14 protein-coding genes are annotated in these 15131 nt (G+C 56.1%); 9 read left to right on the top strand and 5 right to left on the bottom strand.

Annotated features, from left to right (window positions below; genetic code table 11):
- Window positions 1–16 precede the first annotated feature (16 nt).
- Entirely contained in the window at window positions 17–1033 is a 1017-nt protein-coding gene (locus F3J26_RS11300) for a hypothetical protein (protein ID WP_166993830.1), read from the bottom strand.
- Window positions 1034–1215: 182 nt separating this feature from the next.
- Window positions 1216–2466, bottom strand: coding sequence for an NADP-dependent isocitrate dehydrogenase (icd, locus tag F3J26_RS11295; RefSeq protein ID WP_039292075.1), 1251 nt, complete (start codon window positions 2464–2466; stop codon window positions 1216–1218).
- 107 nt (window positions 2467–2573) lie between these two features.
- On the opposite strand from icd, the gene rluE reads away from it, so the two are divergent.
- The 9 genes from rluE (at window position 2574) to F3J26_RS11250 (ending at window position 10851) form a co-directional block, all read left to right on the top strand.
- Window positions 2574–3239 carry a 23S rRNA pseudouridine(2457) synthase RluE gene (gene rluE / locus F3J26_RS11290; protein WP_166993828.1) on the top strand — a complete coding sequence of 222 codons (666 nt, stop codon included), beginning with the start codon at window positions 2574–2576 and terminating at the stop codon, window positions 3237–3239.
- Window positions 3236–3565, top strand: coding sequence for a lysozyme inhibitor LprI family protein (locus tag F3J26_RS11285; protein ID WP_166993826.1), 330 nt, complete (start codon window positions 3236–3238; stop codon window positions 3563–3565). Before rluE ends, F3J26_RS11285 begins: the two co-directional genes overlap by 4 nt.
- 13 nt (window positions 3566–3578) lie before the next feature.
- A complete protein-coding gene (locus F3J26_RS11280; protein WP_166993824.1) occupies window positions 3579–4040 on the top strand; it encodes an NUDIX hydrolase in 462 nt (153 codons plus the stop codon).
- Between the two features lie 53 nt (window positions 4041–4093).
- Window positions 4094–5203, top strand: a complete 1110-nt coding sequence (mnmA, locus tag F3J26_RS11275; protein WP_008453359.1) for a tRNA 2-thiouridine(34) synthase MnmA — start codon at window positions 4094–4096, stop codon at window positions 5201–5203.
- A gap of 22 nt (window positions 5204–5225) precedes the next feature.
- Window positions 5226–5855 carry a high frequency lysogenization protein HflD gene (gene hflD / locus F3J26_RS11270; RefSeq protein ID WP_008453361.1) on the top strand — a complete coding sequence of 210 codons (630 nt, stop codon included), beginning with the start codon at window positions 5226–5228 and terminating at the stop codon, window positions 5853–5855.
- A 16-nt stretch (window positions 5856–5871) separates the two neighbouring features.
- Window positions 5872–7242, top strand: a complete 1371-nt coding sequence (purB, locus tag F3J26_RS11265; RefSeq protein ID WP_008453363.1) for an adenylosuccinate lyase — start codon at window positions 5872–5874, stop codon at window positions 7240–7242.
- A 272-nt stretch (window positions 7243–7514) separates the two neighbouring features.
- Window positions 7515–8186: a two-component system response regulator PhoP gene (gene phoP / locus F3J26_RS11260; protein WP_008453365.1), complete on the top strand. Its 672-nt coding sequence runs from the start codon at window positions 7515–7517 to the stop codon at window positions 8184–8186.
- Entirely contained in the window at window positions 8187–9656 is a 1470-nt protein-coding gene (phoQ, locus tag F3J26_RS11255; protein ID WP_166993822.1) for a two-component system sensor histidine kinase PhoQ, read from the top strand.
- A 73-nt stretch (window positions 9657–9729) separates the two neighbouring features.
- Entirely contained in the window at window positions 9730–10851 is a 1122-nt protein-coding gene (locus F3J26_RS11250) for a ribosomal protein uL16 3-hydroxylase (protein WP_166993820.1), read from the top strand.
- A gap of 66 nt (window positions 10852–10917) precedes the next feature.
- Here the strand turns inward: F3J26_RS11250 and F3J26_RS11245 are convergent, their stop codons facing one another.
- The 3 genes from F3J26_RS11245 to F3J26_RS11235 are packed head-to-tail and all read right to left on the bottom strand — an operon-like array spanning window position 10918 to window position 14627.
- Entirely contained in the window at window positions 10918–11946 is a 1029-nt protein-coding gene (locus tag F3J26_RS11245) for an ABC transporter ATP-binding protein (RefSeq protein ID WP_166993818.1), read from the bottom strand.
- Window positions 11934–13646, bottom strand: coding sequence for an ABC transporter permease subunit (locus F3J26_RS11240; protein ID WP_166993816.1), 1713 nt, complete (start codon window positions 13644–13646; stop codon window positions 11934–11936). The genes F3J26_RS11245 and F3J26_RS11240 overlap by 13 nt, the downstream gene beginning before the upstream one ends.
- A gap of 3 nt (window positions 13647–13649) precedes the next feature.
- Entirely contained in the window at window positions 13650–14627 is a 978-nt protein-coding gene (locus F3J26_RS11235) for an ABC transporter substrate-binding protein (protein WP_166993814.1), read from the bottom strand.
- Between the last annotated feature and the right edge of the window lie 504 nt (window positions 14628–15131).

Below are 15131 nucleotides of genomic sequence, written 5' to 3'. Positions count from 1 at the left end.
TGGATAAATTGCACATTCACTTTCGTAATTTAAATAACTCCTTTATGATCTCAGTGGTTTTTCTATCCTCTTCATTTTTTATTTTTTGCTGTTCTAATGACACAGTCGACTGCCCTTTTTCTAAAATAAAATTCCTCTCTGTAGCCATTAAACTCTTAATCACCTCGCCCATTAATTCTTCGTTTTTTATATCTTTTAAAAATTTAATACCCAAAACCTTAGAATCAATATTCGTCAGTTCATTTTGAAAATATTTAACTTCATCAAATCCATTTTTATATAATTTAAGAAAAAAATAAGCAAAAAGCTCTATGACTATTACAAATGACAACCTTGGGGCCATATGGATTATATAGTCAACCTTATCTGTATTAACAAGTTGATTAGTTACAGTAAAACCAAGATACGAAATACCAATCAGTGCAATTACAGCCCCAATCACTAAATTGACTCCACCACGGCGGTTAAGCCTGTCAATTTCACTTTCAAGCCGATAGACTATATCAGAATAATGCCTATTTATGTCAATTTGATGCTTAAGTGTTTTTATATCATTCTTTAAACTAACATCTGCTGCTAAAAGTGTATTGCCAACAATTCTTTTCTTTGCAGCTTCTATCAACTTAGCTTTTTCAGCAGGTTCTAAATCAACACTATTTGATTCATTTGCCCCGAGTTGAGATAACTGTTCAACACTTATTTTTAAGGCGCTCAACTCTTCTTTTAATTTAACAAAGGCCAATGATTCTTTATTACCATCTTTAGAGCCACCTATTCCTTTATTTACGTAGGAAATTAAAAAACCAGCCGTAACAATTCCAAAACTTAAAGCAACAACCACTCCAATGTTATCGTTAAAAAGAGCGATCAACTTTGATCTATCTATTTGCTCAATATCAAAAACAACACCAACACCTCGAATAAATACAAAAGCAAATACGATGATAACAATCAAATTATAAGCACGTGACCTGTATGAAAAAAATGATTTTAATTCAATAAAACTTTTAAAAGTTTTTTTATTAATGTTCATTGAAAATGATACCTTAATGAAGATTTTGATGCGTATTAGAAAGTTACATTGGAGACCACTATAACTCCAAATGCTTCTTGTTTTGATAACTTATTTTGATAAAATTTTGATAACCGTTCGAAAGCTAATAATAAAAAACGGGAACCATCAGGTTCCCGTTATCACATCACCAGCAGTGCTGATTACATGTGTTTAATGATAGCGTCGCCAAACTCTGAACATTTCAGCAGCTTAGCGCCATCCATCAGACGCTCGAAGTCATAGGTTACGGTCTTAGCTTCGATAGCACCTTCCATACCTTTGACGATCAGGTCAGCCGCTTCGAACCATTCCATATGACGCAGCATCATTTCTGCGGACAGAATGATGGAGCCTGGGTTCACTTTGTCCTGGCCTGCGTACTTAGGCGCAGTACCGTGGGTCGCTTCGAACAGCGCGCAGTCGTCGCCGATGTTTGCGCCCGGGGCGATACCGATGCCGCCAACCTGTGCCGCCAGGGCATCAGAAATGTAGTCGCCGTTCAGGTTCATACAGGCGATCACGTCGTATTCCGCAGGACGCAGCAGGATCTGCTGCAGGAACGCATCGGCGATCACGTCTTTTACAACGATCTCTTTGCCGGTGTTCGGGTTCTTGATTTTCACCCACGGGCCGCCGTCGATCAGCTCGCCGCCGAACTCTTCGCGAGCCAGCTGGTAGCCCCAGTCTTTGAACGCGCCTTCGGTGAACTTCATGATGTTGCCTTTGTGCACCAGGGTCACGGAATCACGGTCGTTGGTGATCGCGTATTCGATGGCTGCACGTACCAGGCGTTTGGTGCCTTCTTCGGAGCAAGGCTTGATGCCGATCCCGCAGTGCTCAGGGAAGCGAATTTTCTTCACGCCCATTTCGTCACGCAGGAACTTGATAACTTTGTCCGCTTCAGCGCTGTCCGCTTTCCACTCGATACCCGCATAGATATCTTCGGAGTTCTCACGGAAGATAACCATGTCGGTCAGCTCAGGCTGTTTCACCGGGCTTGGGGTACCCTGGTAGTAGCGTACCGGGCGCAGGCAAACGTACAGGTCCAGCTGCTGACGCAGGGCAACGTTCAGGGAGCGAATACCGCCGCCGACTGGGGTAGTCAGTGGGCCTTTGATGGCCACGCGGTAGTCACGAATCAGGTCCAGAGTTTCTTCTGGCAGCCAGACGTCCTGGCCATAAACTTGGGTAGATTTTTCGCCGGTGTAGATTTCCATCCAGGAAATTTTCCGCTCGCCGTTGTAGGCTTTTGCCACGGCAGCATCCACCACTTTAATCATGGCAGGAGTTACGTCCACACCAATACCGTCCCCTTCAATGAACGGGATCACTGGGTTGTTAGGAACGTTGATTTTGCCATTTTGCAGGGTGATCTTTTTACCTTCCGCCGGAACGACTACTTTGCTTTCCATTCACCTCTCCTTCGAGCGCTTCTGGTTTTTTGTTAATGATTTGTAATTTGCGGGCTCATACTACTGCAATATCGGGCTCGCGCCAATCACTCATGTTTTCCGTTATAATGCGTCAATCCACCCGCGCTGAAAACACTATGAACAAAACTTCTTTTAGGAATCACCAAGTTAAACGATTCAGCAGCCCACAACCCGCCAGCCGCAAGAAGCCTGACGGTCCAAAGAAGCTGGTTATCTTCAATAAGCCCTACGATGTGCTGCCGCAGTTCACCGACGAAGCCGGGCGCAGCACGCTAAAGGATTACATTCCTTTACAAGGCATCTATGCCGCGGGCCGATTAGATCGCGACAGCGAAGGGCTGCTGGTGCTCACCAATGACGGGGCGCTGCAGGCCAAACTGACCCAGCCAGGTAAACGCACCGGCAAAATCTATTACGTGCAGGTGGAAGGCGAGCCAACGGAGGAAGCGCTTAGCGCCCTGCGCAACGGCGTCGAGTTGAACGACGGCCCCACATTGCCGGCAGGCGCCGAACTGGTTGCCGAGCCAGAATGGCTGTGGCCGCGTAACCCGCCGATTCGCGAACGTAAGGCGATCCCCACCCGTTGGCTAAAGATCACGCTTTATGAAGGCCGTAACCGCCAGGTTCGCCGCATGACGGCGCACGTGGGCCACCCTACCCTGCGCCTGATTCGCTACGCCATGGGCGACTACACGCTGGAAGGCCTGGCCAACGGCGAGTGGCGCGAAGTCCCTCCGGAGCAACCAAAATGAAAAAGATACTGCTGCTGAGCTTACTTATCGGCTCCGCCACCGCAGGCGCGGCAAGTTTTGACTGCGCCAAAGCCAATGCGCCAGATGAAAAAGCGATTTGTGCCCATCGGGCGCTGAATGATAAAGACGTCGAAATGGCCACCAAATATCAGTTCTTAAAAGGGCTGTTTGCCATGGGTGGCCAGGGCGCTATGCAGGATCAGCAGCAAGCGTGGCTCAAAGAGCGCCAGAGCTGCGGGTCTGACACCACATGTCTGACCGCACAGTACAATAAACGCCTCAGCGCGCTGGATGCCATTTACGCCAAAATCGACAAACCGCTTTAACCCAGGAGAAGCGATGTTTAAGCCGCACATCACCGTGGCCTGCGTTGTTCAGGCCGAAGGTCAGTTTTTAGTCGTCGAAGAAACCATTCACGGCAAAGCACTGTGGAACCAGCCCGCCGGGCACCTCGAAGCCGACGAAACGCTGCTTGAAGCCGCGAAGCGCGAGCTGTGGGAAGAAACAGGGATTACCGCCGAGCCGCAGAGCTTTATCCGCATGCACCAGTGGATCGCCCCGGACAACACGCCTTTCCTGCGCTTCCTGTTTGCTATCGATCTCGATAAGCAGCTGCCGACCACCCCGCACGACAGCGACATTGACCGCTGCCTGTGGCTCGATGCCGAAGCCATTCTCAATGCGGCAAATCTGCGCTCGCCGCTGGTGGCGGAAAGCATCCGCTGTTACCAGCAGGGGCCGCGTTATCCCCTGTCGGTGCTGGGGGCTTTTAACTGGCCGTTTACAGAGGGTGTCAAGTAGCGGCCTGCGTGATAGAATACGCCGCTTTGAAGTTCAATGTCGTGAGTCTCTCCATGTCTGATAACAGCCAGAAAAAAGTGATCGTCGGGATGTCCGGCGGCGTCGATTCCTCCGTTTCCGCTTACCTGCTGATGCAGCAGGGCTATAAGGTGGAAGGCCTGTTCATGAAGAACTGGGAAGAAGACGATGGCGAGGAGTACTGCACCGCAGCGGAAGATTTAGCCGATGCGCAGGCCGTTTGCGACAAGCTGGGCATTGAACTGCACACCGTTAACTTTGCCGCAGAGTACTGGGACAACGTGTTCGAACTGTTCCTCGAAGAGTACAAAGCCGGGCGCACGCCAAACCCGGATATCCTCTGCAACAAAGAGATCAAATTTAAAGCCTTCCTGGAATTTGCCGCCGAAGATTTAGGTGCCGACTACATTGCTACCGGCCACTACGTGCGCCGCGCTGACGTGAACGGTAAAAGCCAACTGCTGCGCGGCCTGGACGGCAACAAAGACCAGAGCTACTTCCTCTATACGCTGAGCCACGAACAGATTGCCCAAAGCCTGTTCCCGGTCGGCGAGCTGGAAAAGCCGGAAGTGCGCCGCATTGCTGAAGAGCTGGATCTGGTCACCGCGAAGAAAAAAGATTCCACCGGCATCTGTTTCATCGGCGAGCGCAAGTTCCGCGACTTCCTGGGCCGCTACCTGCCAGCCCAGCCGGGTAAAATTATTACCGTGGACGGCGAAACCGTCGGCGAGCACCAGGGGCTGATGTATCACACCCTCGGTCAGCGTAAAGGCCTCGGCATCGGCGGCACCAAAGAAGGATCTGAAGATCCCTGGTACGTGGTTGATAAAGACGTCGCCAACAATATTCTTATCGTCGCGCAGGGTCACGATCACCCGCGTCTGATGTCGGTCGGGCTGATTGCCCAGCAGCTTCACTGGGTGGATCGCGAGCCGCTGACCGCGCCGCTGAGCTGCACGGTGAAAACTCGCTACCGCCAGACGGATATCCCCTGCACGATTACGCCGCTGGACGCTGAGCGCATAGAAGTGCGTTTTGAAGAGCCGGTGGCTGCCGTCACCCCAGGCCAGTCCGCGGTGTTCTACCTCGGCGAAGTGTGCCTGGGCGGCGGCATTATCGAGCAGCGTTTGCCGCTCGTCAGTTAATTACACACAAGGACGCAGCCTGGTGGCTAAAAACTACTACGACATTACTCTCGCGCTGGCCGGCATTTGCCAGTCAGCCCGTCTGGTTCAGCAGTTGGCACATCAGGGTCATTGCGACAGCGACGCGCTCCACGTCTCGCTCAACAGCGTGATTGACCAGAACCCAGGCTCAACCCTGGATGTTTTTGGCGGCAGCGAAGCTAACCTTAAGCTCGGGCTTGAAACCCTGCTTGGCGTGCTAAATGCCAGCAGCCGCCAGGGGCTGAACGCCGAGTTGACGCGCTATACGCTCAGCCTGATGGTGCTGGAGCGTAAACTCCACGCCGCCAAAGGCGCGATGGACACGCTCGGCAGCAAAATTAATGGCCTGCAGCGCCAGCTGGAACACTTTGATCTCGAGTCTGACACGCTACTGAGCGCCATGGCCGGGATCTACGTGGATGTCATCAGCCCGCTTGGCCCGCGTATTCAGGTCACGGGTTCCCCTGCCGTGCTGCAAAGCCCGCAGGTGCAAAGTAAAGTACGCGCGGCGCTGCTGGCCGGGATCCGTGCCGCCGTGCTGTGGCATCAGGTTGGCGGTGGCCGCCTGCAGTTAATGTTTTCTCGTCGTCGCCTGACCGATCAGGCCAAACAAATTCTTGCTCATTGTTAACCTCTCAGGAGTTGTTATGGAATTATCCTCACTGACCGCCGTTTCCCCCGTTGACGGGCGCTACGGCGACAAAGTCAGCGCTCTGCGCGCTATTTTCAGCGAATTCGGTCTGCTGAAATTCCGCGTACAGGTCGAAGTACGTTGGCTGCAAAAGCTGGCCGCGCACGCAGCGATCAAGGAAGTTCCTGCTTTTGATGCGGACGCAAACGGTTACCTCGATAAAATCGTCGCCGAGTTCAGCGAGGCTGACGCCGCACGCATCAAAACCATCGAGCGCACCACCAACCACGACGTGAAAGCGGTGGAATACTTCCTGAAAGAGAAAGTGGAAGCGATCCCTGCCCTGCACGCGGTGTCCGAATTTATTCACTTCGCCTGTACTTCCGAAGACATCAACAACCTGTCCCACGCGCTGATGCTCGACACCGCGCGTAAAGACGTGGTCCTGCCGTACTGGCGTAAAATCATCGATGCGGTGAAAGATCTGGCGGTGCAGTACCGCGACATCCCGCTGCTGTCCCGTACCCACGGCCAGCCGGCGACCCCATCCACCATGGGGAAAGAGATGGCAAACGTCGCTTACCGCATGGAGCGCCAGTTCCGCCAGCTCGGCAACGTTGAAATCCTCGGCAAAATCAACGGCGCGGTCGGCAACTACAACGCCCACATCGCCGCTTACCCGGAAGTGGACTGGCACCAGTTCAGCGAAGAGTTCGTGACTTCTCTGGGCATTCAGTGGAACCCGTACACCACCCAGATCGAACCGCATGACTATATCGCCGAGCTGTTTGACTGCATCGCGCGCTTCAACACCATCCTGATCGACTTCGACCGCGACGTGTGGGGCTACATCGCCCTGAACCACTTCAAGCAGAAAACTATCGCCGGTGAAATTGGCTCCTCCACCATGCCGCACAAGGTGAACCCGATTGACTTCGAAAACTCCGAAGGCAACCTCGGCCTGTCCAACGCTATGCTGCAGCACCTGGCAAGCAAACTGCCGGTGTCCCGCTGGCAGCGTGACCTGACCGACTCCACCGTGCTGCGTAACCTGGGCGTGGGTATCGGCTATGCGTTGATCGCCTATCAGTCCACCCTGAAGGGCGTGAGCAAGCTGGAAGTGAACCGCGACCGCCTGCTGGACGAGCTGGATCACAACTGGGAAGTGCTGGCTGAGCCAATTCAGACCGTGATGCGCCGCTACGGCATCGAAAAGCCGTACGAGAAGCTGAAAGAGCTGACCCGCGGCAAACGCGTTGATGCCGAAGGCATGAAGCAGTTCATCGACAGCCTCGAGCTGCCGGAAGAAGAGAAAACTCGCCTGAAAGCCATGACGCCTGCCAACTATATTGGCCGAGCCATTACCATGGTTGACGAGCTGAAGTAATGAAAAAGGCCCTCTTCGGAGGGCTTTTTTGTTGCCTGCAGTTTGCCCCTCACCCCGGCCCTCTCCCCAGAGGGGCGAGTGGGAAAACAAATGACAAAGTTTATTTTGATCCCCTCTCCCTCTGGGAGAGGGTTAGGGTGAGGGCCTCCAGCCGAATGGGATTGTTGACTCAGCGTTAATCTCCATAAGGGCATTGTTTATACGAGGTTTATTTCCTGTCATTAATAATTAGCGCTAAACTATCAATACTATGAATGGATTGAGGAAATACAATGCGCGTACTGGTCGTGGAAGATAATGCCCTGCTGCGTCATCACCTTAAGGTGCAGCTGCGTGAAGCAGGCCACCAGGTGGATGCGGCCGAGGATGCCAAAGAGGCAGACTATTTCCTGAATGAACATACCCCGGATATCGCAATTGTTGACTTAGGCCTGCCGGATGAAGACGGCATGAGCCTGATCCGCCGCTGGCGCAGCCATGACGTAACCATTCCCATCATGGTATTAACCGCCCGTGAAGGCTGGCAGGACAAAGTTGAAGTTCTGGGCGCCGGGGCCGATGACTACGTCACTAAACCTTTCCATCTGGAAGAAGTGGTCGCCCGTATGCAGGCGCTGATGCGCCGTAACAGCGGTCTGGCTTCGCAGGTGATTTCCCTGCCGCCGTTCCAGGTCGATTTGTCCCGCCGCGAGCTGTCGATTAACGACAACCTGATCAAGCTCACCGCGTTTGAATACACCATCATGGAAACCATCATCCGCAACGCCGGGAAGGTGGTCAGCAAAGACTCGCTGATGCTGCAACTCTACCCGGACGCCGAGCTGCGCGAAAGCCACACTATTGACGTGCTGATGGGCCGTTTACGTAAAAAAATTCAGGCTGAATACCCGCAGGAAGTGATCACCACCGTGCGCGGGCAGGGCTACAGGTTCGATCTCCACTAAATGCTGAACATTTTTCGCCATATCCTGCCGCTGTCGCTGCGGGTTCGTTTCTTACTGGCTACCGCCGCGGTTGTGATGGTGCTGTCCCTGGCTTACGGCCTGGTGGCGCTGGTGGGCTACAGCGTTAGCTTTGATAAAACCACCTTCCGCCTGCTGCGCGGGGAAAGTAACCTGTTCTATACGCTGTCCAGCTGGAAGGACGGCAAGCTGCAGGTGGACTTGCCCGACAACATCAGTATCCAAAGCCCGACTATGGCGCTGATTTACGACGAGCACGGCAAACTGCTGTGGATGCAGCGCAACGTCCCGGACGTGGTGCAACAGATCCAGAAAGAGTGGCTGACCGGCAACGGCTTCCACGAGCTGGAGGCCGACTACGCAACGAGTAGCGCCCTGCTGGACAACGACAAAGATCGCCTGGCCCAGTTGAAAGACATGCACGATGACGAAAGCGACGACGGCTACGAGATGACCCACTCGGTGGCGGTCAACCTCTACCCGGCGACGGCGCGCATGCCGGCGTTGACCGTGGTCGTGGTGGACACCATTCCTATCGAGCTGAAGCGTTCGTACATGGTGTGGAGCTGGTTTATTTACGTCCTGCTGGCCAACCTGCTGCTGGTAGTGCCGCTGCTGTGGCTTGCCGCGTGGTGGAGCCTGCGCCCGATTCAGGAACTCGCTCAGGAAGTGCGCGAGCTGGAAAAACACGACCGCGACAGCCTCAACCCGGAAACAACCCGCGAGCTGACAAGCCTGGTGCGTAACCTTAACCAGCTGCTGCGCACCGAGCGCGATCGCCACGACAAGTACCGCACCACGCTGACGGACTTAACGCACAGCCTGAAAACGCCGCTCGCCGTGCTGCAGTCGACCCTACGGTCGCTGCGCACCGACAAGATGAACGTCGAGCAGGCCGAACCGGTGATGCTGGAGCAGATCAGCCGCATCTCTCAGCAGATCGGCTACTACCTGCATCGCGCCAGCATGCGCGGCAACAGCGCCCTGCTTAGTCGGGAACTGCATTCCGTTGCCCCGCTGCTGGACAACCTGTGCTCGGCGCTGAACAAGGTTTACCAGCGCAAAGGGGTGAACATCACGCTGGACGTTTCGCCGGAAATCACCTTTATCGGCGAGCAAAATGACTTTATGGAAGTGATGGGCAACCTGCTGGATAACGCCTGCAAATACTGCCTGGAGTTTGTGGAAGTGACCGCCCGCCAGACCGAAGATGCGCTGCACCTGATCGTGGAAGACGACGGTCCCGGTATTCCGGAAAGCAAACGTGCAATGGTCTTCGATCGCGGCCAGCGGGCCGATACGCTGAGGCCTGGCCAGGGCGTCGGGCTGTCGGTTGCCCGAGAAATTGTCGAGCAGTACAACGGCGAGATCCAGACCAGTGCCAGCATTCTGGGCGGCGCGCGCATGGAAGTGATTTTTGCCCGCCAGCAGCCGGAACAGAATGAAGGGTGAAATAGTCCCGTAACCCGGCTCGCCATCCGTTATAATCCGTGTCAGGCTCCTCCATCTGCAGGAAGACAATAATATGGATTATCACCTGGATTTAAACTGGCCCGACTTTATTGCACGCTACTGGCAAAAACGCCCTGTGGTGCTGAAGTGCGGCTTTAAAAACTTCATCGACCCTATTTCACCGGATGAGCTGGCCGGTCTGGCCATGGAAAGCGAGGTGGACAGCCGCCTCGTGAGCCACCAGGGCGGCAAATGGCAGGTCAGCCATGGCCCGTTCCAGAGCTACGATCACCTCGGCGAGAACAACTGGTCGCTGCTGGTGCAGGCCGTGAACAACTGGCATGAACCTTCCAGCGCCCTGATGCGCCCCTTCCGCGCTCTGCCCGACTGGCGCATTGACGACCTGATGATCTCCTTCTCTGTGCCAGGCGGCGGCGTAGGCCCGCACCTGGATCAGTACGACGTGTTTATTATTCAGGGCGTGGGCCGCCGCCGCTGGCGCGTGGGCGAAAAAGTCGCCATGAAACAGCACTGCCCGCACCCGGACCTGCTCCAGGTTGAGCCGTTCGACGCCATCATCGACGAAGAGATGGAGCCGGGCGACATTCTGTATATTCCGCCGGGCTTCCCGCACGAAGGTTACTCGCTGGAAAACGCGCTGAACTACTCCGTCGGCTTCCGCGCCCCAAGCGGCCGCGAGCTGATCAGCGGCTTTGCCGACTACGTGCTGCAGCGCGAGCTGGGCGGGTTACGCTATACCGACCCGGACGTGCCTGAGCGCCAGCACCCGGCAGATATTCTGCCGCAGGAAATCGACAAGCTGCGCGAGATGATGCTGGACATCGTTAACCAGCCGGAGACCTTCCACAGCTGGTTTGGCGAGTTTATTACCCAGTCCCGCCACGAGCTGGACGTTACGCCACCGGAGCCACCTTATCAGCCGGATGAGATCTACGACGCACTGCAGCAGGGTGACAAGCTGGTGCGCCTGGGTGGCCTGCGCGTGCTCCGCGTGGCCGGAGAGGTGTATGTGAACGGCGAGAAGCTCGACAGCCCGCACCGCCCGGCGGTGGAAGCGCTGGCCAGCCACATTAAGCTGGACGCGGAGAAGTTTGGCGATGCGCTGGAAGATCCTTCCTTCCTCGCCACGTTAGCCGCCCTGGTGAACAGCGGCTACTGGTTCTTCGAAGACTAAAACCCTGCCCCGCCTTCGCCGTTTTATCCTGGTGAAGGCGGGATATTCCTGCCAACAACGTAATTGTCACGCCGCATCCAGCCGCCAGCCCTGCAACAGCTGCACATTCACGCTCTGCCGCACCGCCAGCGGCGCAGAATGAAACGCGCTCAGCGCCTGCCCGTCCTGCAAACGCAGCTCCAGCAGATAGCGTTCTCCCTGATAAATACAGCTTTCGACGCTGGCCACCGGCCCGCTGCCTGAGATCTGCACATGCTCCGGGCGCACCAGAACCGGCACGGTTTTATCGCGCCCCGGCTGATCCAGGCCGCCATGCAATGCCGCGAGATCCAGACTTTGTAAGCCCGGCGAAACGGCGAGGGACAGCACGCTGCCCTGGCCGATAAACCCGGCCACCCAGCTATTCTGCGGCTGCTGATAAAGCTGCTGCGGGGTGCCCCACTGCATCAGTTCGCCCTGGTGCATCACCGCGATATGGCTGGCGAGCGCCATCGCCTCCGCCTGATCGTGCGTGACGTAGACAAACGTTGCCCCCGTGCGGCGGTGAAACTCGCGAAAAGTCTGCTCCATGGTGGCGCGAAGATGGCGGTCGAGGTTCGCCAGCGGTTCATCGAGCAGAACCACTCGCGGCTCTGAGACCAGGCAACGTGCCAGCGCCACCCGCTGCCGCTGCCCGCCGCTGAGTTCCTGGGGTGAGCGCCCGAAATAGGCCCCAAGCTCCACGACTTCCAGCGCCTCCATCACGCGTTTCTGCCTTGCCGCGCCGTTTACCTGGCGCAGCTTCAGCGGATAGCCAACGTTCTCGCCCACGGTCATGTGCGGCCACAGGGCGTAGGACTGAAACACCATGCCCATGTCACGCTGTTCCGGCGGAACGTGGGTGCCGCTGTCGGCCAGCAGCCTCTCGCCCAGCCACAGGCGGCCGCCGCTCAGCGACTCCAGCCCGGCCACAATCCGCAGCGTGGTGGTTTTGCCGCAGCCACTCGGCCCCAGCAAGGCGGTAAACGCCCCGGACGGGATCGTCAGGCTGAGATCCTTCACCACGGCCTGCTCGCCAAAGAATTTGCTGAGCTTGTCCAGCCTTAGCTCTGCCATGGAATAACTCCTTTCGGTAAATAACGGCCCAGCGCGCCGAGTAACAGCATCACCACGGCAACCAGCCCCACCACCAGCACCGAAATCGCCGAGGCCATCACCTTGTCGCCGCTTTCGTCGAGGTTAAACACCACCACGCCGAGGGTCTCTTTCCCGGCGCTCCAGAGCAGTGCGGAGACAGTCAGCTCGTTCACTGCCGTGAGAAATACCAGCAGCGCACCGGCAAAGGCCGCCGGGGCCAGCAGCGGCAGCACGATGTGGCGTAACCGTTGGGAGGCGTCCGCTCCTGCCAGGCTCGCGGCTTCTTCCATCGCCGGATCCAGCTGCAGCATGCTGGTGTGAACCGGCTTCAGGCAGACGGTAAGAAACCGGGCCAGGTAGGCGAAGAAGATAATCGTCAACGTGCCGCTGAGACTGACGTTCAGCAGCGGCAGCGGGCGCGCAAACAGCAGAATGCAGGCGATGGCCAGCACCACGCCGGGAAGCGTATAGGGAATGTCGATCAGGCTGTGCAGCCAGCGCAAAGGCCGACTGGGGCGACGCACCAGCAGCCAGGCCAGCGGCAGGCTCAGCGCCATCAGCAGCGCGGCGGCACTGACGGAGAGCAGCAGACTGTTGGTCAGCGCCCGCCAGGTGGCGCTTTGCTCATCAAAAATGCCAGCCCAGGCGGCAAACGTCAGCGTATCGCCGTTGAGCGGCACGCCCAGGGTTGGCACCAGCGAGGTGGCGATCAGCGCCAGCAGCGGGGCCACCAGCATCCCGCCCAGCACGAGCGCGAGCAGGATCTCCACCGCCAGCCGCCCTTTCCCTGTCGCAATACTTGCCGCCCGCCCGGCCATGCCGATCAGCGGCAAAGCGTAACGCCGCTGCATGATGCCCTGAAGCGTGACAATAGCGACGGCCAGCACGCCCATCAGCACCGAGAGCGAGGCCACCTCGTTCAGCATCGACGGGCCAAAGCTGGAGAGCGTCTGGTAGATGTACACGGGCAACACGAAATAAGAGATGGGGATACCGAGCATCGCCGGGATGCCGAAGTTGCCGAGGGCGGACACAAAGGCCAGCGCCGCCCCGGCCCACAGCGCGGGTCGACACAGCGGCAGAATAATGTCGATGAAAACGCGCCCAGGAGAAGCGCCGTTCAGCCTCGCCGCCTCAATCTGTTCCTGCGGCAAACTTTGCAGTTGCGTGCGCAGCGTCAGGAACACCAGCGGCGCGTGCTGGATGCCGAGCAGGAAGGCGATCCCCTCCGCCGAATAAAGCGGATTGGGGCTGCCAAACCCCGGCGCCAGGCCGAGGCTGTTGAGCAGCACGCTGCCGGGGCCGAAAAGCTGCAGCCAGCTCAGGGCCGTGACCTGCGGCGGGATCATCATCGGCAGCATAAAGAGAAACGCCCAGGCCTGGCGGCCCCGGATGTTCATCAGGCCGAGGCAAAAGGCAAACAGGCTGCCCAGCAGGAGGGAAAGCAGCGCCCCCAGGCCGCTGGTATAGACACTATTCCATAGTGCGACCCAGGTATTCGGGTTGCTGAGCACGCGGCCCAGACTACTTTGGCCGCCCAGCCGCCAGTCCACCAACGCGGAGACCAGCAGCTGCAGGCTGGGGAGCAGGCTTAAGAGCGCAATGACGACGACAAGCAGGCGCAGCAGCCCTTTCATCAGGCTGCCGTCGTTAGGGCGGGACAATGCCGGGCTAAGCATCGATTAGCGGCTACCGAACAGGTCGGCAAAGCGCTTTTTGTTGGCGTCGGTGTCCACCAGCGCTTTGGCGGCATCAAACGGCATGATTTTGATGCTGTCGCGCGGCGGGAAACCCTGCGGCACCGGCAGGCTGGCATCGGCAGGCAGATAGCCCTGTTTCAGCACCAGCTCCTGCCCCGCTTTGGAGAGCACAAAGTCGATAAACGCTTTTGCCGCTTCAGGATTTTTAGCGCCCTTCATCATCGCCACCGGCTCGGTGACAATGCTCACGCCCTCGGTCGGGAAGGCAAACTCAATCGGCGCGCCTTTGGCTTTCTCACGGATCGCCATGTAATCGACCAGCACGCCGTAAGCCTTGCTGCCGGAAGCAATGGCGTTCATCACCGCGCCGTTGCCGCTCTGCGGCATCGCCCCGTTGGCCTTCAGTTTTTCGTAGTACTGCCAGCCCAGCGTCGGCGCGCCCATAATCGCGGCCTGGTGGATCTGCGCCGCACCGGAGTATAGCGGGCTTGGCAGCGTAGTCATGTTCTTAAGCTCAGGTTTGAGCAAATCGAGCCACGAAGTGGGTTTGACCGGGGCTTTGCTGTGGTACGCAATGCCGGTGGTAATCAACTTGGTACCGTAGTAATAGCCGTCTTTGTCATAGAGCTGGACATCGAAGCGCGCCGCTTCCGGCGATTTGTAGGCCGCCAGCAGGTTTTGCTGCTTGAGGGATTCCATGGTCACGCTGTCGGCAATCAGCAACACGTCCGGCGCTGCGCCCCCGGCGGCCATTTCCGCCTGTAAACGGGCGGTCAGCTTGCTGGTGCCGTCGCGGATCCATTTCACTTCGATGTCCGGGTTCGCTTTTTCGAAGGCGCTGACGGTGGTCTGCGCATCTTCATTGGGCTGGCTGGTGTAAAGCGTTAAGGTGGATTTTGCCAGAGCAGAAGCGCTCATTGCCGCCAGCATCACCGTCAACAACACATGTTTTTTCATCATTTTATGTCCCTTTTTTCCGTTGCGACGATTAAACCAGCCGAATCTGACAAGAGTATGACCGAAGCCGGACTGGCACCGCAGCTGGCTGGCCTGAGGCACGTTAAGCGTAGCGCTTAATAGCCCTAACAGGAGGAAAACATTATTAATCCCGGTAAATAATGGACTGTTTTTGATTGGTCACATATTGCCTTAAATTAAATTAACAGCATCAACCTTGTTATTTTAAAAAATAAAAAATCAACACATTATATATTGCGCAAGCATGATGTTTTATATCAACCAAATAACAAATAAGCCAAAGACTGCACCAGGCACATATAAAAATCGCGCGAGTTTATTCGGTTGCTATAATCATCGAACGTTTGGCGAAACAAAAGTTAAACGCGGCAGGAAAAATATTGCATATATTTTGTTTATTTACCCAACGTCAAATAAATATATTATATGGCATACTCCGTTTTTATTTGACACACAGCATAAATATCCATTGTGGAGAACATTGTT

This window comes from Enterobacter sp. Ap-867 (assembly GCF_011752855.1).
Classification (GTDB): Bacteria; Pseudomonadota; Gammaproteobacteria; order Enterobacterales; family Enterobacteriaceae; genus Cedecea.
This window is presented reverse-complemented; position numbering and strand designations above follow the sequence as displayed.

Excerpts from the sequence above, each read along its gene's own strand:
- phoP (WP_008453365.1), top strand. The coding sequence starts at position 7,515 with ATGCGCGTACTGGTCGTGGAAGATAATGCCCTGCTGCGTCATCACCTT.
- rluE (WP_166993828.1), top strand. The coding sequence starts at position 2,574 with ATGCGTCAATCCACCCGCGCTGAAAACACTATGAACAAAACTTCTTTT.
- mnmA (WP_008453359.1), top strand. The coding sequence starts at position 4,094 with ATGTCTGATAACAGCCAGAAAAAAGTGATCGTCGGGATGTCCGGCGGC.
- F3J26_RS11300 (WP_166993830.1), bottom strand. The coding sequence starts at position 1,033 with ATGAACATTAATAAAAAAACTTTTAAAAGTTTTATTGAATTAAAATCA.
- F3J26_RS11280 (WP_166993824.1), top strand. The coding sequence starts at position 3,579 with ATGTTTAAGCCGCACATCACCGTGGCCTGCGTTGTTCAGGCCGAAGGT.
- phoQ (WP_166993822.1), top strand. The coding sequence starts at position 8,187 with ATGCTGAACATTTTTCGCCATATCCTGCCGCTGTCGCTGCGGGTTCGT.
- F3J26_RS11245 (WP_166993818.1), bottom strand. The coding sequence starts at position 11,946 with ATGGCAGAGCTAAGGCTGGACAAGCTCAGCAAATTCTTTGGCGAGCAG.
- F3J26_RS11240 (WP_166993816.1), bottom strand. The coding sequence starts at position 13,646 with ATGCTTAGCCCGGCATTGTCCCGCCCTAACGACGGCAGCCTGATGAAA.
- icd (WP_039292075.1), bottom strand. The coding sequence starts at position 2,466 with ATGGAAAGCAAAGTAGTCGTTCCGGCGGAAGGTAAAAAGATCACCCTG.
- F3J26_RS11250 (WP_166993820.1), top strand. The coding sequence starts at position 9,730 with ATGGATTATCACCTGGATTTAAACTGGCCCGACTTTATTGCACGCTAC.
- F3J26_RS11235 (WP_166993814.1), bottom strand. The coding sequence starts at position 14,627 with ATGATGAAAAAACATGTGTTGTTGACGGTGATGCTGGCGGCAATGAGC.
- F3J26_RS11285 (WP_166993826.1), top strand. The coding sequence starts at position 3,236 with ATGAAAAAGATACTGCTGCTGAGCTTACTTATCGGCTCCGCCACCGCA.
- purB (WP_008453363.1), top strand. The coding sequence starts at position 5,872 with ATGGAATTATCCTCACTGACCGCCGTTTCCCCCGTTGACGGGCGCTAC.